The 24,420-nt window shown below is 52.3% G+C and carries 23 protein-coding genes; 13 read left to right on the forward strand and 10 right to left on the reverse strand.

What is annotated here, in order from left to right; translation table 11 throughout:
• Nucleotides 1-254: 254 nt before the first annotated feature.
• Entirely contained in the window at nucleotides 255-1,976 is a 1,722-nt protein-coding gene (gene recJ / locus EU557_RS22245) for a single-stranded-DNA-specific exonuclease RecJ (RefSeq protein ID WP_135532721.1), read from the forward strand.
• A 29-nt stretch (nucleotides 1,977-2,005) separates the two neighbouring features.
• On the opposite strand, the gene EU557_RS22250 is transcribed toward recJ, so the two are convergent.
• Together EU557_RS22250 and EU557_RS22255 are read right to left on the reverse strand one after the other, a co-directional pair.
• Nucleotides 2,006-2,524 (reverse strand): hypothetical protein, encoded by a 519-nt coding sequence (locus EU557_RS22250; RefSeq protein ID WP_210116109.1) that lies wholly within the window; start codon nucleotides 2,522-2,524, stop codon nucleotides 2,006-2,008.
• Between the two features lie 162 nt (nucleotides 2,525-2,686).
• Nucleotides 2,687-3,061: a DoxX family protein gene (locus EU557_RS22255; RefSeq protein ID WP_135532682.1), complete on the reverse strand. Its 375-nt coding sequence runs from the start codon at nucleotides 3,059-3,061 to the stop codon at nucleotides 2,687-2,689.
• A 150-nt stretch (nucleotides 3,062-3,211) separates the two neighbouring features.
• On the opposite strand from EU557_RS22255, the gene EU557_RS22260 reads away from it, so the two are divergent.
• The 4 genes from EU557_RS22260 to EU557_RS22275 all read left to right on the forward strand — a co-directional run bounded on the left by EU557_RS22260 (nucleotide 3,212) and on the right by EU557_RS22275 (nucleotide 8,213).
• Nucleotides 3,212-5,050 carry a M61 family metallopeptidase gene (locus EU557_RS22260; RefSeq protein WP_135532683.1) on the forward strand — a complete coding sequence of 613 codons (1,839 nt, stop codon included), beginning with the start codon at nucleotides 3,212-3,214 and terminating at the stop codon, nucleotides 5,048-5,050.
• 176 nt (nucleotides 5,051-5,226) lie between these two features.
• Nucleotides 5,227-5,958 carry an LPS export ABC transporter ATP-binding protein gene (gene lptB, locus EU557_RS22265; protein ID WP_135532684.1) on the forward strand — a complete coding sequence of 244 codons (732 nt, stop codon included), beginning with the start codon at nucleotides 5,227-5,229 and terminating at the stop codon, nucleotides 5,956-5,958.
• Nucleotides 5,959-6,152: 194 nt separating this feature from the next.
• Complete coding sequence (locus EU557_RS22270; RefSeq protein WP_135532685.1) at nucleotides 6,153-7,679, forward strand: GH3 auxin-responsive promoter family protein; 1,527 nt, start codon at nucleotides 6,153-6,155, stop codon at nucleotides 7,677-7,679.
• Between the two features lie 39 nt (nucleotides 7,680-7,718).
• Nucleotides 7,719-8,213 carry a toxin-antitoxin system YwqK family antitoxin gene (locus EU557_RS22275; protein WP_135532686.1) on the forward strand — a complete coding sequence of 165 codons (495 nt, stop codon included), beginning with the start codon at nucleotides 7,719-7,721 and terminating at the stop codon, nucleotides 8,211-8,213.
• A gap of 394 nt (nucleotides 8,214-8,607) precedes the next feature.
• On the opposite strand, the gene EU557_RS22280 is transcribed toward EU557_RS22275, so the two are convergent.
• From EU557_RS22280 to EU557_RS22300, 5 genes are all read right to left on the reverse strand, one after another.
• On the reverse strand, nucleotides 8,608-9,390 hold the full coding sequence (locus tag EU557_RS22280) for a TIGR00266 family protein (RefSeq protein WP_135532687.1): 783 nt from the start codon (nucleotides 9,388-9,390) through the stop codon (nucleotides 8,608-8,610).
• A 194-nt stretch (nucleotides 9,391-9,584) separates the two neighbouring features.
• Nucleotides 9,585-9,959: a hypothetical protein gene (locus EU557_RS22285; RefSeq protein WP_210116110.1), complete on the reverse strand. Its 375-nt coding sequence runs from the start codon at nucleotides 9,957-9,959 to the stop codon at nucleotides 9,585-9,587.
• A 201-nt stretch (nucleotides 9,960-10,160) separates the two neighbouring features.
• Complete coding sequence (gene gltX / locus EU557_RS22290; protein WP_135532688.1) at nucleotides 10,161-11,702, reverse strand: glutamate--tRNA ligase; 1,542 nt, start codon at nucleotides 11,700-11,702, stop codon at nucleotides 10,161-10,163.
• A 174-nt stretch (nucleotides 11,703-11,876) separates the two neighbouring features.
• Nucleotides 11,877-12,512 carry a pentapeptide repeat-containing protein gene (locus tag EU557_RS22295; RefSeq protein WP_135532689.1) on the reverse strand — a complete coding sequence of 212 codons (636 nt, stop codon included), beginning with the start codon at nucleotides 12,510-12,512 and terminating at the stop codon, nucleotides 11,877-11,879.
• A 248-nt stretch (nucleotides 12,513-12,760) separates the two neighbouring features.
• On the reverse strand, nucleotides 12,761-13,147 hold the full coding sequence (locus tag EU557_RS22300; RefSeq protein ID WP_135532690.1) for a RidA family protein: 387 nt from the start codon (nucleotides 13,145-13,147) through the stop codon (nucleotides 12,761-12,763).
• 60 nt (nucleotides 13,148-13,207) lie between these two features.
• Between EU557_RS22300 and EU557_RS22305 the strand changes: the two genes are divergently transcribed.
• Nucleotides 13,208-13,888, forward strand: a complete 681-nt coding sequence (locus tag EU557_RS22305) for a 3-hydroxyacyl-CoA dehydrogenase family protein (protein ID WP_135532691.1) — start codon at nucleotides 13,208-13,210, stop codon at nucleotides 13,886-13,888.
• 56 nt (nucleotides 13,889-13,944) lie between these two features.
• Here the strand turns inward: EU557_RS22305 and glmS are convergent, their stop codons facing one another.
• The 3 genes from glmS to EU557_RS22320 form a co-directional block, all read right to left on the reverse strand.
• The gene (gene glmS / locus EU557_RS22310) at nucleotides 13,945-15,780 is read right to left on the reverse strand and encodes a glutamine--fructose-6-phosphate transaminase (isomerizing) (RefSeq protein WP_135532692.1); all 1,836 of its coding nucleotides are present in this window, start codon (nucleotides 15,778-15,780) and stop codon (nucleotides 13,945-13,947) included.
• A 105-nt stretch (nucleotides 15,781-15,885) separates the two neighbouring features.
• Nucleotides 15,886-17,394 carry a DUF4270 family protein gene (locus EU557_RS22315; RefSeq protein ID WP_135532693.1) on the reverse strand — a complete coding sequence of 503 codons (1,509 nt, stop codon included), beginning with the start codon at nucleotides 17,392-17,394 and terminating at the stop codon, nucleotides 15,886-15,888.
• A complete protein-coding gene (locus EU557_RS22320) occupies nucleotides 17,342-18,154 on the reverse strand; it encodes a glycogen/starch synthase (RefSeq protein ID WP_135532694.1) in 813 nt (270 codons plus the stop codon). Before EU557_RS22320 ends, EU557_RS22315 begins: the two co-directional genes overlap by 53 nt.
• A 119-nt stretch (nucleotides 18,155-18,273) precedes the next feature.
• Between EU557_RS22320 and panC the strand changes: the two genes are divergently transcribed.
• From panC to EU557_RS22355, 7 genes are all read left to right on the forward strand, one after another.
• Complete coding sequence (panC, locus tag EU557_RS22325; protein ID WP_135532695.1) at nucleotides 18,274-19,125, forward strand: pantoate--beta-alanine ligase; 852 nt, start codon at nucleotides 18,274-18,276, stop codon at nucleotides 19,123-19,125.
• 75 nt (nucleotides 19,126-19,200) lie between these two features.
• A complete protein-coding gene (gene panD, locus EU557_RS22330; protein ID WP_135429784.1) occupies nucleotides 19,201-19,548 on the forward strand; it encodes an aspartate 1-decarboxylase in 348 nt (115 codons plus the stop codon).
• A gap of 61 nt (nucleotides 19,549-19,609) precedes the next feature.
• Nucleotides 19,610-20,662 (forward strand): lysylphosphatidylglycerol synthase transmembrane domain-containing protein, encoded by a 1,053-nt coding sequence (locus tag EU557_RS22335; protein WP_135532696.1) that lies wholly within the window; start codon nucleotides 19,610-19,612, stop codon nucleotides 20,660-20,662.
• Nucleotides 20,652-21,137, forward strand: coding sequence for a D-glycero-beta-D-manno-heptose 1-phosphate adenylyltransferase (gene rfaE2, locus EU557_RS22340; RefSeq protein WP_135532697.1), 486 nt, complete (start codon nucleotides 20,652-20,654; stop codon nucleotides 21,135-21,137). Before EU557_RS22335 ends, rfaE2 begins: the two co-directional genes overlap by 11 nt.
• A 12-nt stretch (nucleotides 21,138-21,149) precedes the next feature.
• Complete coding sequence (locus tag EU557_RS22345) at nucleotides 21,150-21,845, forward strand: zinc metallopeptidase (RefSeq protein ID WP_425351973.1); 696 nt, start codon at nucleotides 21,150-21,152, stop codon at nucleotides 21,843-21,845.
• Between the two features lie 307 nt (nucleotides 21,846-22,152).
• Nucleotides 22,153-23,292 carry an acyl-CoA dehydrogenase gene (locus tag EU557_RS22350; RefSeq protein WP_135532698.1) on the forward strand — a complete coding sequence of 380 codons (1,140 nt, stop codon included), beginning with the start codon at nucleotides 22,153-22,155 and terminating at the stop codon, nucleotides 23,290-23,292.
• Between the two features lie 156 nt (nucleotides 23,293-23,448).
• Nucleotides 23,449-24,372, forward strand: a complete 924-nt coding sequence (locus EU557_RS22355) for a helix-turn-helix domain-containing protein (RefSeq protein ID WP_135532699.1) — start codon at nucleotides 23,449-23,451, stop codon at nucleotides 24,370-24,372.
• Nucleotides 24,373-24,420: the final 48 nt, after the last annotated feature.

A 24,420-nucleotide genomic window follows, 5' to 3' on the forward strand; every position in this document is an offset into this window, starting at 1 on the left:
CAGGAAAGTCATCACGAAAAGAAGAGGAACATCAGGCCTAGAATCACGAAGAACGCCAGATACATCAGCCCGTCGGTAAGGATATAATGACGGTATTGCTGAAAGAATTCGCGGAGTTTCTTCATGAGGACACAGAGGCAAGTAGCAGCTGCGAAATTACGGAATGTGGGTTCCGAAGAGAGAAATAGGCGCGGCAGGCGCCATTTTTCTTTGTACTTTTGAAGATACAGCCCCCAGTTGGCTCCCGGCAGAATATGGAAAAAAGATGGATTCGCAAGCCCGCGCCCGACCCCGATAAAGTCCGGCACCTGGCCGACGCCTTACGCGTCAACGAGGCTATCATTTCCCTGCTGTGCCAGCGCAAGGTGTGTACGTTTGAAGAGGCTCGCGCCTACTTCCGCCCTTCGCTTGACTCCCTGCCCGACCCGTTGCTGATGCGCGACATGGACCGCGCCGTTGACCGCCTCGTGCGGGCCTTGCATATGGGGGAGAAGGTGCTCGTGTTCGGTGACTACGATGTGGATGGTACCACCTCCGTTGCGCTCGTGTACAGCTACCTGCGAGGCTTTTTTGGCCCTGACCGCATCGACTACTACATTCCGGACCGGTATAAAGAAGGTTACGGCGTATCAGATGCGGGTATCGATTTTGCCGCCGACAACGAGTACGAGCTGATCATCGCGCTCGACTGTGGCGTGAAAGCCGTAGAGAAGGTGGCCTACGCGAATCAGCGTGGGGTTGACTTCATTATCTGCGACCACCACTTGCCCGGTACTGAATTGCCCGCCGCTGTGGCTGTACTAGACCCTAAGCGCGCAGACTGCCCGTACCCTTTCAAGGAGTTATCGGGTTGTGGCGTCGGCTTCAAGCTGATGCAGGCTTTCACCCAGAACCAGGGCTTCCCCGAAGAGCCGTTGCATGAACTGCTGGATCTGGTAGCCGTGAGCATTGCCGCCGACATTGTACCTATTGTGGGTGAGAACCGCACCCTGGCTTACCATGGCCTACGTCTGCTCAACGACCGCCTGCGTCCGCAGCGAGCAGGCCTAGATGCCTTGCGTGAGTTGGCTGGTATTCAGAATGCCGAGCTCAACATCAGCAGCCTAGTTTTCGGCTTTTCACCGCGCATTAATGCCGCCGGCCGCATGGGCGACGCTAAGCGCTCTGTAGCTATGCTGCTGGCCGAGAGCACGGAGGAAGCCAAGGAAAAAGCCGGGGTGGTGGATAAAACCAACCAGGAGCGCCGCGGCTTCGACACCAGCATTACCAAAGAGGCGCTGGAGATGATTGAGCAGGATGCCCTGCTGCGCACCGCCAGCACCACCGTACTGTTTAAGCAAGACTGGCACAAGGGCGTGGTAGGCATCGTGGCCTCTCGCTGCCTTGATAAGTACTACCGCCCCACTATCATCCTGACAGAGAGCAACGGTAAAGCTACCGGCTCAGCTCGCTCGGTGGTAGGGTTCGATGTGCATCAAGCTATTGAGGAGTGCTCGGAACTGCTAGATCAGTTTGGTGGGCACATGTACGCCGCTGGCCTCACGCTGCCCGTGGAGAACGTACCAGCCTTCCGCGAGAAGTTTGAGCGCATTGTAGCCGGCCGCATTTTACCCGAGCAGATGATTCCGCCGGTGGAAATTGACCAGAAGCTGCAGCTTAGCGACATTACCCCCAGCTTCTTCAACCTACTTCGGCAGATGGAGCCTTTTGGCCCCGGTAATAGCAATCCGGTATTTGAGTCGGAAAAGGTGTACGTGACGCCTGACTCGGCCCGCATCGTGGGTAACTCTCATCTCAAACTTACTCTTACCCAAGACGGACGCCACACCGTGGATGCTATCGGCTTCGGGCTGGGCGAGTATTTGGAGGAAATCCAGCGTGGGCAACCATTCCACGTATGCTACACTGTAGAAATGAACGAATACCGCGGTGTGAAAACCCTGCAGCTCCGCGTAAAGGACATCCGCTGGGAATAGCGAATGTCCTTTATGTGCGGCGGAGTGGCCTATAGCTTGGCTTTAGGTAAGGCGTAATAAACTCCGTTCCAGATAAAATAGCCGTCGCGGATGTAAGTGCCCCCAACGTACTTGTTGTTCGCTGGATTTTTGTTGGTCATATCAAGGCCTCGCGCAAGCTTTAGCCAAATAGGTGAGCCATTCAGCCTACGTTCTTGCAGCACTTTCTGATTGTTGATCTGAGCAACAAAGGTTTCTCTTATTTGCCCGTTGCGGAGGTAACGAGTCCGCTGCTTCCACACATACAGTCGTTTGACATCATTGATGGGCAAATTGCCAGGGTTGGCTGCGAGATTATAGCCACGCACAATGTGTCGGCGTAAACCCATGCGGGGGGCATTAATCTCAACTTTAGTCATCTGATTTAGCTCGTAGCGGGTTTTGGCCACCATTTGCATCAAGGAGTCGAGGGCCACAGCCGCCCCGTCGGTGACGACTTGCGCTTGGGATGCCCGAGGTACGAAGAGAGTGGATAACAAGACTAGGGATAGCAGTGCTAGCTTTTGCATGAAAGTGGAAAGGAAATATAGTGGTGAAGAAGTAGCTATAGATTGTACTTAGGCAGGCCCAGTGAGCCGATGTCTGCGACAGCCGAAGAAGGCTATAAGGCAGCCAACAAGTAAGCTGTAGATGGATAATGCAAGTAGCGCGGGCAAATATAGTGGCCTAGCTCAACGGCGCAACGTGAGCCGCGCGCTCCACCATACCCAAGCAATAAGCACCAGCTGCAGCGGCAGGCGCAGCCACAACGCCCATACGGGAACCGGCATGCCCGCTCCGTGAGTCTGTAGCATATACACGTTGGCTGGGAACACAGCAATCAATAAGGCAACAAGTCCTAACCCAGCGGGCTGGCGAGTAATGGGCAGCAACAAGCCTAGGCCACCTAGTATTTCGGCTAAGCCACTCACGTACACGAGTAGCAGCGCGGCCGGCAAATAGGGTGGCACAATCCGCACAAACGGAGCAGGCGCGACAAAGTGCGCAACCCCAGCACCCACGAATAGGAGGGCTAGAAGGAAGCGGCTGATCTTCTTGAAATCCATATGACTTTCCTGACGAGCTATGCCTGCTTTAGGTTAGACTAGCGCGAACTTCAGGCTCTATGATCAGAAGGCGGCTAGGCCAGTAGCCAGTCACAATGCGTACCTTGCACTAGGCGTTATAGCTCCTCATTCATTATCGACAACTACTTGATGAAAACGTTTTATCTGGCCCTCGGGCTAGGACTGGCCGTGGCTGGTACGGCGCAGGCCCAGCAGCCGGCTGGTTATCAAATTTCCCTCGACCTTCAGAATATTCAGAACGACCGCGTGAAGGTGGTCGTGAATACGCCTCCGGTGAAAGAAGCGCAGGTCACGTACGTGATGCCTTCGGTGGTGCCGGGCTCCTATTCCAAGAAAGACTACGGCCGCTTTGTGACCAGCTTCAAGGCCTTCGATAGCAAGGGCAAGCAGCTCAAGGTGAAGAACAACGGCCCCAATCTGTTCGTCATTGACAATGCCAAGAACCTAGCCCGTCTGGAGTACTTAGTAGATGATACCTGGGATGCCAAGCAGGACGACTCCTTCATCTTCCAGCCCGGTGGCACCAACATCGACGCCGGCCGCAACGTGACCATTAATCACTATGGTTTCTATGGCTACCTGGAAGGCTATAAGATGCAGCCCTACCAGGTAAGCGTGCAGAAGCCGGCTGATTTTTATGGAGCCTCTGCCCTTGATGTGCGCCACGAATCGCCGACCAAGGATGTGTTTACCGCCAACAGTTACGTGACGCTGGCGGATGGCCCCGTGCTCTACAGCAAACCCGATACCGCCAGCTTCAGCACCGGCGGTGCCCGCATTTCGGTGGCCGTGCTATCGGAGGGTGGCCTAGTGAAAGCGGCGCAGGTCAGCGAGATGCTACGGCCTATGTCGGAGGCACTGACTAAGTTTTTCGGGAAAATGCCGGTGCCGAAGTATCAGTTTCTGATGTATTTCCCCGGCATGAACTCTCCGCTTAACAGCAAAAACGGCGGCTACGGCGCCATGGAGCACAGTTACTCCTCGCTCTACTTCCTGCCCGAAATGCCAGACTCAGACCGCATGCGCAGCATGGTGCTGGAAGTGGCTTCGCATGAGTTTCTGCACATGCTGGCGCCCCTCAATATCCACAGCAAGGAAATTGGGGAGTTCGACTTCCAGAACCCTAAAATGTCGCAGCATTTGTGGCTGTACGAGGGCGTGACGGAGTACGTATCACAGCTGGTGCAGGTGCGCGGGGGCCTGATTACGCCCGACGAGTTCCGGGAGCGGATGAAGGACAAGATTGACAAGGCCCAGAAATTCCAGGATGTGTCGTTTACGGAAATGAGCCGCAAGATTCTGGAGGCGCCCTACAAAGACATGTACAACAATGTGTATGAGAAGGGCGCGCTAATAGGCCTATTGCTGGATATCCGCATCCGGGAGCTTAGCCAGGGCCGCCAAACCCTGCGCGATGTGTTGCTGGCCCTGCGCGAGAAGTACGGCCCCGACCGCTCTTTCGAGGATAGCCAGCTCATTCCGGAGGTGGTAGCCCTCACCAATACCCAGCTGCAGCAGTTCTTCGACCGCTACGTGATTGGTGCCGAGCCGCTCCCGCTTACGGAGTACTTCGGTAAGATTGGCTGGGTGTACGCGCCCGTAGGCCAGGCCAAGGTGAAAGCCTTCGGCAATATTGGCTTCGGCTACGATCAGGCAAAAGACCAGTTCCGGGCCATGAAAACCAAGGCCGATGAAAATGCTTTCGGCCTGAAAGAAGGTGACGTGATTGTGGCTGTAAACGGGCAAGCCGTGAACATGCAGAGCGCTGAAAAGCTGCTGCGCCCGCTGGTAGAGCCCAAGACTGCCGATCCGGTGCGGGTAAAATTCCGGAGTGGGGCTACTGGCCCAGAGCAGGAGCGCCAGGCCACCCCACGGGAGTTTGATGTGGAAGTAAAAAACCTGGTAGAAGCCATCCCGACCCCAACGCCTACCCAGCAAGCCCTGCAGGATGGGTTACTAAAAGGGTAGGGGCACAACATAACCACCCTATAAGGCCGCCATGCCGAGCTGGCCGAGGCAGCTGGCTCGAATCGTTGAGCTAGCATCGTAAAGTCAATACGCAAGATGTCTCAACCAGCTCGGTATGGCAGCCAGTTTATCTCATCATCCCATTCCTTCCTTGCCTCACTTACCTTTGCGCTACGATGATCTTACGAGCCGAACACCTGGTTAAGAAATACAAGTCGCGCACGGTGGTGAACGATATGTCGCTGCACGTGGAGCAGGGCGAAATCGTAGGCCTGTTGGGGCCCAACGGCGCCGGTAAAACCACGTCGTTCTACATGACTGTGGGCATGGTGAAGCCCAACGAAGGCCGCATCTTCCTCGACGACCAGGAAATTACCAACTTACCTATTTACAAGCGGGCCCGCTTAGGCATTGGCTACCTAGCTCAAGAAGCCAGCGTGTTCCGCGACCTAAGCGTGGAGGAAAATATCCTCTCGGTGCTCGAAATGACGGATCTGCCGAAACAGGCCCAGCGCGACAAAACCGAGGAACTGCTCAACGAGTTCAGCCTAACCCACGTGCGCAAGAACCTGGGGCGAGTGCTGTCGGGCGGGGAGCGGCGACGCACCGAAATAGCCCGTGCTCTGGCCGTTGACCCCAAGTTTGTGCTCCTGGATGAGCCATTTGCTGGCGTTGACCCCATTGCTGTAGAGGAAATTCAGGGTATTGTAGCCAAGCTTAAGCACAAGAACATCGGCATCCTCATCACCGACCACAATGTAAACGAGACGCTCAGCATTGTAGACCGCGCGTACCTGCTCTTTGAAGGTAAGCTGCTGAAAGCAGGCACGGCCGAAGAGCTGGCTGCTGATGAAATGGTGCGCCGGGTTTACCTGGGTAAGCACTTCGAGCTGAAGCGGAAGATTTAAGACTAGCACATAGGCTAGAACAGTCGTTCCGGCTAGGGCAAGCAATGTGGGTGGCTACTACTGAGTACCCCCGTTGCTCGCCCTGGCCGGAACGACTGTTCTAGGCCTGGGCATTTCTAGTAACTTTCTGCCGCTACCTGCGGTAGAGAACCTATTCTCGCCCTCCTTCCTATGTCCTACTTATTCCCGCCGCTGTGATTAGTACCGTACTCACGTGGGCCGTGCAGCGCCGCCTGGATGATATTGAGCATTTCCGTCAGCACCCGCACGAGGTGCAACAAGCTCTGCTGAAAAGCCTGCTGCGCACAGCCCGCGACACCGAGTGGGGCCAGCGCTACGGTTTCGCCGATGCTCCTTCGGCACGCGAGTTTGCCCAACGTGTGCCTATCAGCAGCTACGAAGATCTGTACCCGCATCTAGAGCGCGTACTGCAGGGGGAAGGCAACGTACTCTGGCCCGGCCCAGTGCAGTGGTTCGCTAAGAGCAGCGGCACCACTAATGCCCGTAGCAAGTACATTCCCGTCACCCGAGAATCCTTGCAAGACGGCCATTATCGGGCCGGGCGAGATATGTCGGCGGTGGCCACGCTGCTCTACCCGGAGGTGGATATTTTTGGTGGAAAAACGCTTTCCCTAGGTGGTACCCATCAGGGCAACCCTTTTCGGGAAGAAGGCTCCGGCTCCCGGGTAGGCGACGTATCGGCGCTCATTATGCAGAACCTACCCGCTTGGGCTGAGTTTGTGCGTACGCCGCCTCTGGAGTTGGCTTTGCTAGATGAGTGGGAAGAGAAGATTGAGCGTATTGCCCAGCACGTACGCCACGTAGATGTGCGAACCCTCGCCGGCGTGCCCACCTGGATGATTGTGCTGATTCGGAGAGTAGTGGAGCTAACGGGCGCGCAGAACATCCGGGAAGTATGGCCCAACCTAGGCCTCTTTCTGCACGGCGCTGTGGCTTTCGGACCCTACCGTGAGCTATTTCGGCAGCTGATTCCGGGAGAGGGGATGCACTACCTTGAAATCTATAACGCCTCCGAAGGCTACCTAGCGTTTCAAGATGAGCCCAACTCAGAGGATATGCTGCTGCTGCTCAACCACGGCATCTACTACGAGTTCTTGCCCTCTGACCAGTGGGATGTGCCCGCACCCCAAGCTATAGGCCTAGAGCAGGTAGAAATAGGCCGTAGCTACGCCGTTATCATCAGCACCAATGCAGGCCTATGGCGCTATAAAATTGGCGATACCGTACGCTTTACTAGTCTGGCACCCTACCGCATTCGCATCTCAGGCCGGACCAAGCATTTCCTGAATGCCTTCGGTGAGGAAGTGGTGGTAGAAAACGCCGAAGCTGCCGTAGCCGCTGCCTGCCAAGCCACCGGCGCTACCATCCGCGACTTTACTGCGGCGCCCATCTATTTTGCTGCCGATAATGGCGCCTCCCGTGGCGGGCATCAGTGGGTACTAGAGTTTGTGCAAGCCCCCACGGATGCCACCCACTTTGCCGAAGTTCTGGATCAGACCCTGCGTCAGCTCAACTCCGACTACGATGCTAAGCGGCACCGTGATATTGCCCTAACGCCCCCGGACGTGATTATTGCTCCGGCAGGTACGTTTGAGCGCTGGCTGGCCCGCAAAGGCAAATTGGGAGGTCAGCATAAAGTGCCTCGTCTTAGCAATTCACGAGAATTCCTAGAGGAGATATTATTAGAACTAAGAAATTAGTTCTAACTTCCTTCATCATCAATTTAACTCGATTGCGTGATGATACAGGAAGAAATGCTATGCTGGTCCTGCTCACTTCTAGGGAGGTACAACGGCTGGAGGGTTTCGCTCTTAGCACTTAGTGTCACTACAGTTTCGTGTGCGTCGTTACCACTAGGCCACGCCCGTAATCACCGCGACGCTAAGGGTCAACGGCACGGATACTGGCAGGAGTACTTTGATGCAGCCGAAAGTGAAGTAGCTAACCGCGGGCGTTACCGGCATGGGCGGCCCGTAGGCGTATGGCGGTACTACAATCCCACCCAGCAGCTTGAGCGTAAGGAACGCTACCTGCGCATACCGGCTCAGCAATTAGCTATTACTTATTTCCACCCCAACGGGCAAATTGCTCGGTATGGGAGAGCCCAGTATGTGCTCCGGCCCGACGGAGCCCAGTTTTATTGGTTTGGTGAGTGGAAACGATACTCGGCACTGGGGCAGGTAGAGGCTTCCGAGTATTACGTAAACGGCCAGCTGCAGGGTAAAAGCCGGTGACTGGGTAGTTGTCTATCTTAAAGGCTACGAGGAGCAGTGAAAAAAATAGAAGTAGGATTTATTCAGGCAATTAGAAAATAATATATTAGTGAATTGTTTCTCATTCAATTCACAAGCGTGTCTACTGCAACAACCTCTACCCACACCCTGGAAGCACGGCGTAGGCGCCGTCGTACCCCCGAAACTCCCACACTTTTAGGCACTCGCACCATAATGGCTTTTCTAGGCCTGTTAGGCTTGGCTCTGATAATGAGCTTAGGTGTTATTGCCGCTAACCTAGCTATGTAACCGACTGGGCGTACGTAATTCTGCGCCGTAAATTGTACTCGCCCTGCTTGAGCTTTGACTATGTTAATAGTACACTGCTAAGCAGGGCGAGCTTTTAACTAGGCTGTTATTCGTCGAAGATGCCGCCCACCATATTACCCAGCACACTGCCACTTTCCTTTCGGCTGTTGCCACCGTTGGGCGCCAATGCTTGAATTAGCTTTTTCACCGGCATCGATTGGAGCCAGACCCGCCCTGTGCCGCGCAACGTAGCCAGTAGCAGACCTTCACCGCCAAAGATCATGGACTTCAAACCTCCGGCGCGGGCAATACTAAAATCAATGCTAGGCTCGAAGGCTACTACGCAACCCGTATCGACGCGTAGTAGCTCGTTGTTTAACTGCTTCTCAATGATAGTACCGCCGGCGTGAATAAAGGCTTTGCCATCACCCGTCAGCTTCTGCAAAATGAAGCCTTCACCAGCAAATAAGCCTGTTCCTAGCTTTTGGTTAAAGTGAATGTTCATCTTGGTGCCCCGAGCAGCAGCCAGAAATCCATCTTTCTGTACAATGAGGCCCTGCGGCAGAGTCCGCAGATCCAACGGAATGATAGTACCCGGGTACGGAGCCGAGAAAGCTACCCGACTTTTGCCGTAGCTTCCGCGGTGGGTGAAGTGCGTCATGAACAACGACTCGCCCGTGAGCAAGCGCGTGCCCGCCGAAAACAGCTTACCCATAAAGCCTTGGTCGGGCTCTGAGCCATCGCCCATTTTGGTTTCGAAGGCAATGGCTTCGTCCATGTACACCATGGCGCCAGCTTCAGCAATTACCGTTTCATTCGGGTCTAGCTCCACTTCAAGCACCTGAATGTCGTTGCCTAGAATTTTGTAATCAACGTCGTGGGATTGCATAGTTGAGGGTAGTAGTGAATGGACCCCCCAAGTATAGTAAAACCCGCTTTCATTCGGTTAGTAATGCCACCGCAGGGAAGCAACCACGCCATATAAGAGCGTGAGCTTAAAAACATGCCCTGCTACGCAAGTGTCGCAAGCTAGCTCACGAGACACTCACACAGCAGGGCATTTGAAAGCTGCTTATAGTAAGCTTACTCGTCGTCTTCAGTCGTCTTCTCCAAGTCCTCGTCGGGTTCAGCTTCCGCTTTGGGGCCTTTTTTCTTGGCCTCCTTGCTGGTGCGGCGCATAAAGTCCTCATCAGACTCTTCGGGCTCTTGGGCACCTTCTTCCAGTGGGAAATCTTCTTCCTCTTCGTCTTTCTCCCCAAACTGGCCATCACGGTTCACCAGCTTCTTATCGCGCACGTGGCGGTTCAAAAAGTGGTTAATGTCTTCTATGGAATAGTTCGAGGTGATTTCACCCAGCGGATTTACTTTAATCTCGAAGCCTTCTAGCTCCTTATGCACCCGGGCTTTCTTCTCGGGGTCGTTCTTTTTCTTTTTCGGATTAACGGGTTTCTTGGCCATGATGCGGGCAGCTAAAGTCAGTTCAACAGCAAGCGACCCAGCAGATAACCAGTCGCCTTGAAAGAACTAGTACGATGCGACCTTACCGGCGGTTGACATAGTGGCCTAGAAGTCTGTTCCAATGAACGTGCAACAACAAAAAAGCCCACCCAACTGAATTGTCGGATGGGCTTTTAGTAAAGCTGTCTAGGCCAGTATGAGCTAAGCTGGCAGCTGGCTAATGGCCATTTCAATACGCTCAGCCGTTTCCTGAGTACCCAGAATGCTCATAATGTGCATCAGGTCGGGGCCGGCGGCGGCACCGGTTACGGCAACGCGCAAGGCTTGCAGCACCTGCCCGATCTTAATACCCTGGCGCTCCAGCACCTGCGTGAGTAGGGCTTTGATAGCGTCCGGAGAGGCATCAGTAGCAGCGGGCAGTTCCCGGGCAAACTCAGCGAGTGCACCGGCTACCTGCGTGTTCCACTTCTTGCTGATTACCTGCTCATCATAAGCCGTGGGCCGTACAAAGAATAGTTGCGCCTCCTTAGCCAGATCGGCAGGGAAGGTAGCGCGCTCTTTCACCAGGGCAGCAATTTGCTCGGCTTTGCCAGCGGGCACCTCTAGGCCCTGCGCCTGCAGGGCTTCCAGTAGGTACTGAGCTAACTCGCTGTCGGGCTTAGCGCGCAGGTACTGCTCGTTGTACCAGCGTACTTTATTCTGGTCGAAGCGAGCCGGTGATTTGCTTACGCGCTCAATTGAGAAGGCCTCAATCAGCTCCTCCATGGTAAAGAGCTCCTGCTGACTGCCAGGATTCCAGCCCAAGAAGGCCAGGAAGTTAATGAACGCATCGGGCAGGTAGCCACTCTCGCGGTAGCCGCTGCTCACCGTAGGCTCACCAGTTTCGGCGTCTTTACCGTGCCACTCCAGCGGAAACACGGGGAAGCCCAACCGGTCGCCGTCGCGCTTGCTGAGCTTGCCAGTGCCATCGGGCTTGAGCAGCAGGGGCAGGTGGGCAAACTGCGGCATGGTGCTTTCCCAGCCTAAGTAACGGTACAGAAGCACGTGCAATGGTGCCGAGGGCAGCCACTCCTCACCCCGAATCACGTGGGTGATTTCCATCAGGTGGTCGTCCACGATGTTGGCTAAGTGGTAAGTCGGCATTCCATCCGACTTCATCAGCACCTTGTCATCAATGGAAGAAGAATGCACCACTACCCAGCCGCGAATGAGGTCGTTGAAACGTACTTCTTCCTTACGGGGCACTTTTAGACGAATAACGTACTGCTCGCCGCTTTCCAGCAGTTGCTTCACTTCCTCGGCCGGCAGGGTAAGAGAGTTACGCATCTGCGCCCGCGTGATGCTGTTGTATTGCGGATTCGGAACCTTGGCGGCCGTCAGGCGGGCGCGCATGGCATCTAATTCCTCGGGTGTATCAAAAGCGTAGTAGGCATGGCCGCTGTCAATGAGCTGCTGTGCATACTGCATGTACATGGGTTTCCGCTCGCTCTGGCGGTAGGGAGCGTGGGGGCCGCCGTTCCAGGGGCTCTCATCAAGCTCAATGCCGCACCACTCCAGGCTCTGCCGGATGTAGTCCTCGGCGCCTGGCACGAAGCGGTTTTGGTCGGTATCCTCGATGCGCAGCAACATTTTGCCGCCCAGCTTACGGGCCAACAGGTAGTTATAGAGCGCAGTGCGCACGCCGCCAATGTGCAGCGGACCGGTGGGGCTGGGTGCAAAACGTACCCGTACTTCTCTTTCCATACAAACAGCAGATTCGCGGCCGGTTCAAGTCCGAAACGCGCCGCAAAGGTAGGCAATTAGCAGGGGAGGGAGAAGGATATAATAATGCCCTTCCAGCACAGCACAGCGCTCATGAGGAGGGTTATGCAGCTCTAGGCCAGTAACCAGTTGAAGTAGCGTACTGGCCTAGGGCGCTTACATGATAACCAACTCATGTCTGCTCATTAGCCCTGGTAGATTAGCCAAGGCAAACCGGGCCTGTTTCAGCTCATTTACTTCCGGGTCCAGTATCACGTGCTGCGCGGTCGTGAAGTCGGCACCGGACAAATTAGTCTGGTGAAATACTGCGCCCGATAGCTCGCAGTCAGCAAATACGGCTTGCGTTAAGTTGGCTCGGCCGAACTCAACTTCCCGAAGGGAGCAACATACAAATTGTGTATTGGGCATCGCTTTCCCAGCGAAGGACGCATAATCGAGCTGGCACTTATTGAAATGCACGCCAAACAGAAAGTCGCGGCAGGAGTGAAATTGCAGGCCTAGTAGTTTACAACCCTCAAAGGCTACGTTTTGCAGGGCTGCATTCACGATACTGGCACCCGCCAGGTTACAGTTCTCAAACAGACAGTCGCTGAACACCCGCCCCGCAAGGTTCGCTTGCGTCAGATCAAAGTTAATAAAGTGGTATTGCTCAAATTCCTGCTGGCCTACCAAATGCGGCGGCAGAGCCCGTTGAAGTACATGTTCAGCAGGAAAGAAATCGGGCTTTTGCAGCGCCTTCGTCGGCTTACGAGATGGGCGACGCACTAGTCTCGGTTCTTGAAGGATAGCCATAGCACTAGCCCTAGCAAGCTAATCCCGATTCTAATAACCCAAGCAATAGTGTTACCCCACGTATGAATCCAGTCGAGAAAGGGAAACCGAAAATTACTCGGCAGTAGTAAAGGGGCTACCATGGCTATCAAGCCTGCCACAAACAAAAATATGCCTAATTCTCTCATGAGCCGGATAAGTAAAAAGCGGATATACTAAGTTGACGCACTACCAACATCAACTTAGTATATCCGCTTTGTAGTACGTTGTTACTGTACCGCTATGCAGGAAATTTCCACTTGTACGTCTTTGGGGAGGTGGCTCACTTCCACAGTTTCGCGGGCAGGAGCATAGTCAGCCTCAAAGTAGCTGCCGTAAATTTCATTAATCAACCCAAAGTTGCCGAGGTCTTTCACGAAGATGCTGCACTTTACCACATTACGCAGCGTAAGGCCGGCAGCTTGTAGTACCGCTTGTATGTTACGCATTACTTGATGCGTTTCCTGGGCCACATCCCCTTCACCTACGAGCTGCCCAGTAGTGGAGTCGAGTGCTATTTGTCCGGAAACGTAGACTGTATTGCCAGCTTGAATGGCTTGGCTATAGGGGCCGATAGGAGCAGGTGCTTGGTCGGAATAAACAACAGTATTTGCCATACGGGTGGAGAGGTTGCGAAAAGAGAAAATCTATCTTAGGCCAAAGTAAGTGGAAAATCTATGCACCTGTTCATCGTTGGCGGCGAAGCGGTAGAAGCCGAGCTGCGCGCTAAGTTTGGCCTAGGCCACACCTACGACTTCTGCGAAGCCTCCGCTCCCGATCTACTCACTCGCCTGGGTGCAGCCGATGTAGGATTCGATTTGCGGGAGTGGCCGGAACTGCATTACGAACAGCCCCGGCAACCACTCTTCTATGGCACTTGCACGAAGAGCTTGGCCCAGCTTTTCCATAAGGAAGCCCCGCCCTTCGGTGCTGTATTTGGTCTGTGTGCACTGCCAACGATGCTAAATCGTGAGCACCTAGAGGTTAGCTTATTTCGCCCTGAAGATGCTGCACAATTGGCACAGCTTTGCGCCAAACTAGGCACACGTTTCTGCCTCGTGCCCGACCGTGTAGGCCTCTTGTCGCCGCGTTTGGTTTGCGTTTTTATTAATGAAGCGTGCTACTTGCTTCAAACAGGTGCAGCATCTGTAGCTGATATTGAGCAAACAATGAAACTGCGTCTAGGTACAGAACTAGGCCCATTTGCTTGGGCCAACAGCATAGGCCTAGGCCACGTTTATCAAACGCTAGAGGCATTGTACTACGATACTCACGAAGGCCGTTACAAGCCTTGCTCCTTGCTAAAAGCAATGTTTTTGCAAGGCCAGCACTTTAACTTGCCTGCTGAGGAAGTGTAGAAATAAGAAAGCCGCTTCAGGAAACTGAAGCGGCTTTAACTTACTTATAATCTAAGCTATTCTACCGTTACCGACTTTGCCAGGTTCCGGGGCTGATCGACGTTGCAGCCGCGCAGTACAGCAATGTGGTACGACAGCAATTGCAGCGGAACAACTGAAACCAGAGGGGTCAGCACTTCACTTGTGGCAGGCACTTCAATCACGAATTCCGCCATTTGAGGAATTACGTCATCGCCTTCGGTCACCACGGCAATGATGCGGCCTTTGCGAGCCTTCACTTCCTGAATGTTGCTCACCACCTTCTCATATGAGCTATCCTTCGTGGCAATAACCACTACCGGCATATTCTCATCAATGAGAGCAATCGGGCCGTGCTTCATTTCAGCTGCCGGATATCCTTCAGCGTGGATGTAGCTGATTTCTTTCAGTTTCAAGGCACCTTCCAGAGCTACTGGGAAATTATAGCCGCGGCCCAGATACAGGAAGTTGGAAACATCCTTGAAAATCTCTGCCATTTGCTCAATCTCCGTGTTCAACAAAAGAGCCTTCTCCACTTTAGAAGGGATATTGCTGAGCTCCATCATGAGTTCACGCAGCTTGGTGTCGGAAAGTGTGCCGCGCTTGTGGCCTACAATCATGGCTAGCAGCGTAAGCACCGTTACCTGTGCCGTAAAGGCTTTGGTCGAAGCCACCCCAATTTCAGGACCGGCGTGCGTGTAAGCACCGGCATCTGTAGCGCGAGCAATGCTGCTGCCCACCACGTTGCAAATGCCAAAGATCGTAGCGCCCTTGCTCTTGGCTAGCTCAATAGCAGCTAGCGTATCAGCCGTCTCCCCTGATTGCGAGATGGCAATCACAATGTCGCGCTCAGTAATAATGGGGTTCCGATACCGGAATTCCGAAGCGTATTCTACTTCTACGGGAATACGAGCTAAGTCCTCTAGCAGGTATTCGGCTACTAGGCCAGCATGCCAAGAAGTACCACAGGCCACAATAATGATGCGGTCGGCCGTTACGAACTTACGCTCGTAAGCGCGTACACCACCCATGTTCAAGTGACCAGCTTCCAGCTCCAAGCGGCCGCGCATTGAGTCAAGGATAGAACGAGGCTGCTCGAAAATTTCCTTCATCATGAAGTGCTCATAGCCGCCTTTCTCAATACTATCCAGCTCCATTTCCAGCTTCTGGATATACGGCGTCTGCTGCACATCTTCTTTAGTGCGGATGTCGAGCTTGCCGTCTTTGATTACCGCAATTTCATAGTCATTAACATAGACTACTTCATTGGTGTATTCAATGATAGGAGTGGCATCTGAAGCTAGAAAGAATTCGTCCTGACCAACACCGATAACCAATGGCGAGCCTTTGCGGGCAGCAATCAACTGGCCTGGCTCGTCTTTGCTGAGTACTACAATAGCATAGGCGCCAACAACTTCGTGGAGGGCAAGGCGCACAGCTTCTTCCAGCGTGCAGTGGTTCTGTTTCTGAATTTCCTCAATAAGGTTAACGAATACCTCCGTGTCCGTATCTGAGTGAAATTCGTGACCCTGCTGTTGCAAGTGGGTCTTTAGAGCTGCATAGTTTTCAATGATGCCATTGTGGATGATGGCAATACGCTCCGACGTGGAATAGTGGGGGTGTGCGTTTACATCGTTTGGCTCCCCGTGGGTTGCCCAACGAGTATGGCCCATACCAATGTTAGCGTGGGTGTCTTTATCAGAGATGAAAGCCTCTAGTTCGGCGACTTTCCCTTTTTTCTTGTAGACGCTAAGCTGCCCATTGAGCAAGGCTACCCCAGCTGAGTCATAACCACGGTACTCTAGGCGACGCAGGCCTTTTATAATGATGGGGCAGGCCTCACGGTGCCCAATGTAAGCGACAATTCCGCACATAGCTGGATGGTTGTGTCAGAGCAATATTTTGAGAGAAACAAAATCGGGCGGCACTGGCAAAAGCCGTGCCGCCCTGTTTATGCTGGCGATTTTCCGCTAGCAATATTATTTAAGCTGTGAAAAGTACACCCGGAGCTTAATGCCACTGGCGTCAAGGGTTGTGCGGTTCAAGGTTAGGCTAGGGTTGTTTCTTAGGATGGGTGAAAGAATTAGCCCTGAAGGAAGCTCCCCGCCTAATCGGTTGAGTAGGTAAGATTGCAAGTAACTAGTGAGCGGTACTGTGTAGTACTGAGGCTGAGAGTAGCTAGGATAAAGCGTCGCCGCAGCCGGAGTGCCTACCGATGTAGGGGGCACTGCTCCTGTAGAGCTGTTCTCGACTTGAATCAGGCGCTCATAATCAGTTGCACCTACCGTACGAATCAAAACTTGGTTAGCAGCATTTACTTCCTGCAAGTACACGCTACTTGCATAAGGGAATAGACCATTAGTATACTGCTTGATTGGGATGCGAAGCTCGGCCAGACCTATATTCAGCTGCCCGTTATTTTTTAGATCGTCAAGTCCTTGAAACTCGATACGAGTGCCTAGCCCTACACCTTCCTGTAAATAGGTCTCTCCACCAGTAGCACTAGCAGGTACCTGCTGAAAAGGAGTTGCTAGGCCACTAAGTGGCTGCGCCAGTGTAGTGGAAATCTGGGTGAAAAACTTTGCGTCAGCAGGAAGCTGTGTCGGGTTGTTTCCGAAGTAAATGGCGTAAACGTGACGGGTGCTTACCGTCTTCCCGCTTGCTTTGCCATGGAAATAAAAGGCAAGCCTTGTATCAAAGTTTCGGCTAAAGCCTACTAGGTTATCCTCAGTTTGCGCATTGGCAGTAGGTGTTACCGCCAATCCTTTCACCACAGCATCAAGGCGCGCTTGATCAAAGCTAGCTTCATTGAGCGCTGCGAAAGCTGTAGTAGCAAAAGCTGCTGCTTGTGGGTATCGCAACAAACGCATCCGAATTACCCGATCCGGCACTCGTACCGTAATGCTATCAGTAGTACTACCAGCAACTACCTGTCGTACTGATCTGTCACGGTTTAAAACGCCTGCGAAGTCAGAAATCAACGGGCTGCCTGTGGCAACCTGCGACTGCGAATTATAGACGGTTCGTTCACCTAGCGGCTGCTGCAGTTGAAGCAGGTCTAAGCGCAATGGCCGTGTTGCAGTACCATATACTTGATCGAAGCCCAGGCTCAATACTACAGAGTCGAGCTTAGTCTCAGTATACTTTGAAGGCAACGAATCAGATGGCATGCCAATCTGAACATTCAGAAACGACTTTGCCGTAGTAACACCAATTTTAGTGTCTGCTACTCGCCCTACAAGAAAATGATCAGCCTTAATTGTCTCTACCGGCTGTTGCCGTACGGTGTAGGCCGTAACAGGAAAATCGCGGTAGTTAGAATTGATAGGAGATGTACCGGGTAATTCAAGCCCTAGGTCGTTGGCCTTCTCACAAGCAGTGGTGAGGCCTAGTAGGGTTCCGGAAAGGAAGGTAACCGACGCTAGTCGGATGGCGCTAGCTGGCCAGTTCATTATAGAGCGCGTAATAAGAAGTAAGCAGGTTTTCATCGGCACCTACTTGTCCAATTTGTTTCTTCTCTGAGTACTCAGTAAACAGCGTATTGAGGTTGTCACTGAAATCTTCGTCTGATTTCACAACGGAATCAGCGTACTCCATACCTACTTTGATGAAGCCACCAAAGTCAGCCGACTTCAATGCTGCCAGCATGTCATCCTCAATGTCCAGCATTTTCGCCTTCTCAATAATATCGCCATCAAACTTATGGTCGAACTCATTATTGTAGATAGTGAACACGGATTTAGCGTCCTTGAAAATCGGGTCCTTTTTATAGGTCGTTTTCAAGTACATAGGTATCAGGCCGGTCATCCAGTCGTTGCAGTGCACAATATCCGGAGCCCAGCCTAGCTTCTTCACCGTTTCCAGCACACCTTTGCAGAAGAAGATAGCCCGCTCGTCATTGTCAGAGTGGAACTTGTCGTTCTTATCTACCAGTACCGATTTACGGTGGAAATAATCTTCGTTATCAATGAAGTATACCTGTAGCTTCGCGTTTGGAATCGAAGCCACTTTAATGATGAGGGGCTTTTCATCCTCGCCCACCGCGATGTTGATGCCCGACAGGCGAACTACTTCGTGAAGGCGGTTTTTACGTTCATTGATGATGCCGAAACGGGGTACGAAAATGCGAATTTCCATCCCCATCTCCTGCATTCCCTGCGGCAAGCGCCGCAAAAACTCCGCTACCTTGGTGGTCTGCAAAAACGGGTTGATTTCCGTGGCAGCATAGAGTATTCTCAACTTGGACATACTGGGTCAGTTGGTGTGAATGGGAGAGGGCAACACTTTGGGATGCACAAAATTAAACATTTTTGAGGGAATTTTCAACTAAACACACCTGCCGGTATTCTGGTAGGCCTCTTCTTTCTATGCAGATACTGCAAACGGCTGCTGCGTTGCAAGCTCAAACAGAAACTTGGCGTCGCGAGGGTCAGCGCATCGGGTTGGTGCCCACCATGGGCGCTTTGCATGAGGGCCATTTACAACTCGTGCGTGCTGCCGCCCAAGAATGTGACGTAGTGGTAGTCAGTATTTTTGTAAATCCTACACAGTTCAATAACCCTGAGGATTATCGCCTGTACCCACGCCTACCCGAAGCCGATGCTGAGCTGTTGGGGCCAGCAGGGTGTACCGCATTATTCCTGCCTTCAGTGGAGGAAATGTATCCTAGGCCGACGGTTCTGCATTTCGATTTTGGCAGCCTTGAGCGAGTAATGGAGGGAGCGCACCGGCCGGGACACTTCAATGGTGTGGCTACGGTAGTAAGCAAACTATTTCATCTGTGCCGCCCGCACCGCGCCTATTTTGGCCAGAAAGATTTCCAGCAGGTTGCTATTGTTCGCCAACTGGTGCAAGATCTATCGTTTGATCTGGAGTTAGTAGCATTTCCTACTATTCGAGAGGCAGATGGTTTGGCTATGTCCTCTCGCAACCGCCGCTTAACGCCTGAGGCACGCTTAGTTGCTCCTGCTCTTTATCGAGCATTACAACAGGCCGAGCAATTAGTGCACCAGCATAATACCCCTGATGCTATACGGATAGCTGTAGCCGAACTGCTAGGCCAGGAGCCAAGCATCACCCTAGAATACTTTGAGGTAGCCGACGCAGAAACCCTGCAGCCCGTGAGTGAGTGGAAACCCAATCAGACCATTGCCCTGTGCTTAGCCGCCCAATTAGGAGGAGTGCGCCTGATTGATAATGTAGTTGTGAAAACTGTCTAGCGCTGCTCGAACCGGCCGGCTTCAAGTAGGGTTTCCTATCTTTGTAGCCTTCTTTTTCATTCGCATATATCCCTCATGCATATAGAGGTTCTGAAGTCCAAAATCCACCGCGTAAAGGTTACGCAGGCGGAGCTGCATTATGTTGGTAGCATCACCATTGATGAAGACCTACTGGACGCAGCAAATATGGTGGAGAACGAAAAAGTGACCATCGTTAATATTAACAATGGGGAGCGGTTCGAAACCTATACCATTCGTGGGGAGCGAGGCTCAGGAATGATTTGCCTGAACGGTCCAGCGGCTCGCCGCGTCGCCGTTGGAGACATTATTATTATCATCTCCTACGGTCTAGTTGACTTTGCGGAGGCACGGGCGCATAAGCCCACTATTATCTTCCCTGATCAGCACAACCGCTTAGGCTAAGTGACATAGCTACTAGCTAGGCCACTTGTCGTTAGCTATTGATCCACCTACTTACAATCACGTGAAGCATCTCCTCACTGTTCTTAAATACGCGTTGCTACTTGCCGTTTCGGGCCTTCTGATGTGGTACGCTATGCAAGGACAAAACCTTGAGCGAATTGGAGCTTCAATCCGCGAAGCAAACTACTCGTGGTTAATAGTCACTATGATCCTGTCGGCACTGGGCTACTTTAGCCGAGCGTATAGGTGGAAAATGCAGCTAGACCCGACTGGCTATAAGGCGTCTTTTTGGGACATCTACCATGCTATGATGGTGGGCTACTTAGCCAACTTGGTGCTGCCACGCATGGGTGAAGTCATACGCTGCTCTGTGCTACGGCGGACTAGTGGTGTGCCCGTACAGGTAGCCTTGGGTACCGTTGTGACTGAGCGGGTTATTGACGTGCTGGTGCTGCTAGGCCTATTAGGCTCTACCCTATTACTTGATTTTAACACCTTTTGGGTATTTGTAACGGATAAGCTGCTGGGGGGGCGTTACGATTCACTGGCTCGTAACCGCACTCCGCTGCTGATTGCCGCTGCCATAGCGCTGTTCCTGTTAGTAGCGGCAGCTTATACGTTATTCCGCAACTTAGAGCGGCTACGGCAGAATGCTTTCTTTAATAAAGCAGTAGCTTTTCTGAAAGGGCTTCTGGCAGGAGTGTTCAGTGTATTAAAGCTGAAGAACAAAGGCCTGTTCTTGTTCCATACGTTCTTCACATGGGCGGTGTATTATCTAATGGATTACCTCGCTTTTTTCTGCTTTCCTGCTACCTATAATCTCGATATGCGGGCAGGTTTGGCTGTGCTTACGTTCGGGGCCTTTGGTATGGCCGCACCTGTTGCGGGCGGTATTGGGCCATTCCACGTTATGGTGCAGAGCATCCTACTGGCCTACGGTATCAGTAAAGATGCTGGTATAGCATACGCGCTAGTAGTGCATGGCTCCCAAACCTTGCTCGTTATACTAATGGGTGGTATCAGCTTCGTAGCTAGTATGGTAAAATCTGGCCGCGTAGCCCGCCGGGCCGGGGCCATAAAAGCAGCTGTGGCTGTTCCCGCGCATGTGGAGTAAAGACAAAATAATGACGCGGGAGGCCTTGCTGCCCGTAGTTACAGACTGGAAAGCGCAGGGGCAGCGGGTGGTGTTTACCAATGGCTGTTTCGATCTGTTGCATCTAGGCCATGTTGACTACTTGGAGAAGGCCCGGCATCTCGGTGATAGGCTTGTAGTAGGCCTCAACACCGACGCTTCCGTGAGCTGTCTCAAACCCGGCCGTCCTCTTCAAGACGAAGTGTCACGAGCCCGTGTATTGGCCTCCCTTTTGTTTGTGGATGCGGTAGTACTCTTCGACGAGCAGACGCCGTTAACACTAATTGAAGCCCTTGTGCCGGATATCCTGGTAAAGGGAGACGACTACACAATTAGTGGAATTGTAGGGCATCAGGTGGTGTTACAAAACGGCGGGCAAGTCCTGACCGTACCACTAGTAGCCGGCTATAGCACGACGCGCATCGTCGAGCGTATCCAGGCGCATCTCACTCCCTAAGACCTTTCCACCATGTATTACCCAATGAATCCGGCCTACATCATCGTTATCATAACGATGATTGCGAGTTGGCTCATTCAGCGCCGCTTGCAAAGCAAATTTGAGCGCTATTCCCAAGTAGGCCTCCAATCAAATCTTTCCGGCAAGCAAATTGCCGAACTCATGCTTGCTGACCACGGCATCAATGATGTTCGAGTAATTTCAACTCCTGGCCGCCTAACCGACCACTACAACCCTGCCGATAAAACAGTTAACCTGAGTGAAGCAGTATATGCTGACCGCTCCGCCGCTGCTGCTGCCGTAGCAGCACACGAGTGCGGCCATGCTGTGCAGCATGCTACTGCTTACGCGGCCTTGCAGTTCCGCTCAGCCATGGTACCAGCTCTGAGTGCTGTTTCGAAGTTCATGCCGATTCTGCTGTTTCTAGGCGTGATTATGCTGAACAATACTCCGCTGCCCCTGACAATTGGTGTAGGCCTGTTTGCTCTCACTACGTTGTTTAGCTTCGTAACCTTGCCAGTTGAGTTTGATGCTTCTAAACGGGCATTGGCTTGGATTGACCGCCGAGGTATTGTGACACCTCAAGAGCACGCAATGGCTAAAGACGCGCTAAAGTGGGCCGCACTGACCTACGTAGTGGCCGCTCTTGGCTCCTTGGCAACGCTCCTGTACTACGCCTCGTTCCTGATGGGTCGCCGTCGTGATTAGTCACATAGATAAGCATGACTGCTTTAACCGCCGCTCCACAAGTAGGAGCGGCGGTTTTATTTGATAGGCTTAGAGAGTGGCTAGTGTAGATGTATGGACCAGCGCTCAGAGAACCAAGTGTTTGTTATCTGCTGAAAAGAAATTGCCAGGAAACAAAAAGCTGATCCTTGCCCTTATCAATGCAAGCGCATTGAAAAAAACTACACTGTCTGTGTCATCTGCAAACTCAGGCGCTTAATTTTGAGGGTTGCTAGCGAATTTACGCTGTGCTTCCTGATGATTTTTCCCACCCCACCCCTTTTACCGCATGGATTTTCAGCTCACTGAAGAACAATTAGCCGTTCAGGCTGCTGCTCGCGACTTCGCCCAAAATGAACTATGGGCTGGTGTTATTGAACGAGACGAGCACCAAAAATTTCCCGCCGAGCAAATCAAGAAAATGGGTGAGCTGGGCTTCATGGGTATGATGGTAAGCCCCGAGTATGGCGGCGGCGGTATGGATACGGTGAGCTATGTACTGGCCATGGAGGAAATCTCCAAGGTAGATGCTTCCTGCTCCGTTATCATGTCCGTTAATAACTCCCTCGTATGCTGGGGCCTAGAGAAGTATGGCACCGAGGAGCAAAAGCAGAAGTACCTGACAAAGCTGGCAACCGGTGAAATAATCGGGGCTTTCTGCCTTTCTGAGCCGGAAGCGGGTTCCGATGCTACCATGCAGCGCACAACTGCGGAGGACAAAGGTGACCACTACCTCATCAACGGCACCAAGAACTGGATTACCAACGGCTCTTCAGCTTCGGTATACATTGTTATTGCTCAGACCAACCCCGAGCTTAAACACCGCGGTATCAATGCCATTATCGTGGAGAAAGATACCCCTGGTTTCGTAGTAGGCCCCAAAGAAAATAAGCTGGGTATCCGTGGCTCCGACACGCACTCGCTGATGTTCACTGACGTGAAGGTGCCTAAAGAAAACCGCATTGGCGAAGACGGCTTCGGCTTTAAGTTCGCTATGCAGGTACTAGCAGGTGGCCGAATCGGTATTGCCTCGCAGGCATTAGGCATTGCTTCAGGTGCCTATGAGCTGTCGTTGAAGTACGCTAAAGAGCGTAAGGCATTTGGCGTGCCGATTTCGCAGCACCAAGCGATTCAGTTTAAGCTGGCGGATATGGCGACGAATATTGATGCAGCGCGACTATTGTGTCTGCAAGCAGCCAATGATAAGGACGCCCACCAAGATTATGCGAAGTCTGGAGCCATGGCTAAGCTGTTCGCATCTAAGGTAGCGATGGACACTGCCGTTGAAGCGGTTCAGGTGCATGGGGGCTACGGATTCGTAAAAGAATTCCACGTAGAGCGTTTAATGCGAGATGCCAAAATCACGCAGATTTACGAGGGAACCTCTGAGATTCAGAAAATTGTAATCTCTCGTGAAATTCTAAAGTAGGATTAGATTTGCCTAAAAGCGAGAAACATTGCATTAAACCCAGCCTAAAAAAGGCTGGGTTTTTCTTTTTGTGAATTTTTATATGTTATTTTGCATTACATAAGTCGGGGGTGCTATTTCTCCGATCCACTTACGTAACACAGTCACTCGCTGCAGATGGAAGATTATAATAAAGTGATAGAGTCGCTGGGTGTTCGTTACATCAAAGCGAAAAACTTAGTACTGCAACAGCCCTTTACTGTGCGCAACTACTATGACGTGGGCAATAACCTTATTCTACTACACAAAGGGCGTATTACCTTCGGCGACGAAGAGCAGGTGGTAGAGGAGGGGGAAATGCTGTTCATTCCGGGTGGCCGGGCCACGAAAGTGTCCTATGGCGAAGTCTCGTCGAAGAGCATTACGAATGATGATCTCATCAGCAATAAAGACAAGTTCTTCCACTCAAATACCGATCTGGATCTGATTGGTGATGCGGAAGAAAGCCACAGCCACGTAAGCTTTGAGGCCAAGGTTTTTGACTCTGTTAACTTCTTTGCTTCGCTGGATGTACCGGCCTTCTTAATTACGGGCAACTCTAAACTCGCCAACCTTATCATAAAGGTGGTAGAGGAGAGCTTGCAGGAGTTGCCTGGCCGTGAGCGTCTGATTACTATTTATACTGAGAATATTGTAGTAGAAATTGTGCGTTACATCTTGAAAAACAAGATGTTCGTGGAGCAATTGGCTACTAATAGCACGTACTTCAAGGATCCGCGCCTCATTGATTTGTTCAACTACATCAAGGAGAACATCGGTGGCGACCTTTCTAACAAAGTTCTCTCGGGTGTTGCTAACGTGAGCGAAGACTACGTAGGCCAGTACTTCAAAATGCTGACGGGTATTAACCCTCAGGATTACATTGAGTACCAGCGTATGGAGCGAGCCGTGTTCTTGCTCCGTACCACCAAGAAGAGCATTCGCGATATTGGTAAAGAAGTAGGGTATAAGGACACTGCGTACTTCTGCCGTCGCTTCAAAATGATGTTTGGCATCCCGGCTGGTAAAATGCGCCGTCGTGAGTCCGCGATGAACATCTAATCGTAGTCAGCCAGTAATGCAAAGAGCCGCTCTCATTAACTGAGAGCG

Source organism: Hymenobacter wooponensis (assembly GCF_004745865.1).
GTDB classification, from domain to species: Bacteria; Bacteroidota; Bacteroidia; order Cytophagales; family Hymenobacteraceae; genus Hymenobacter; species Hymenobacter wooponensis.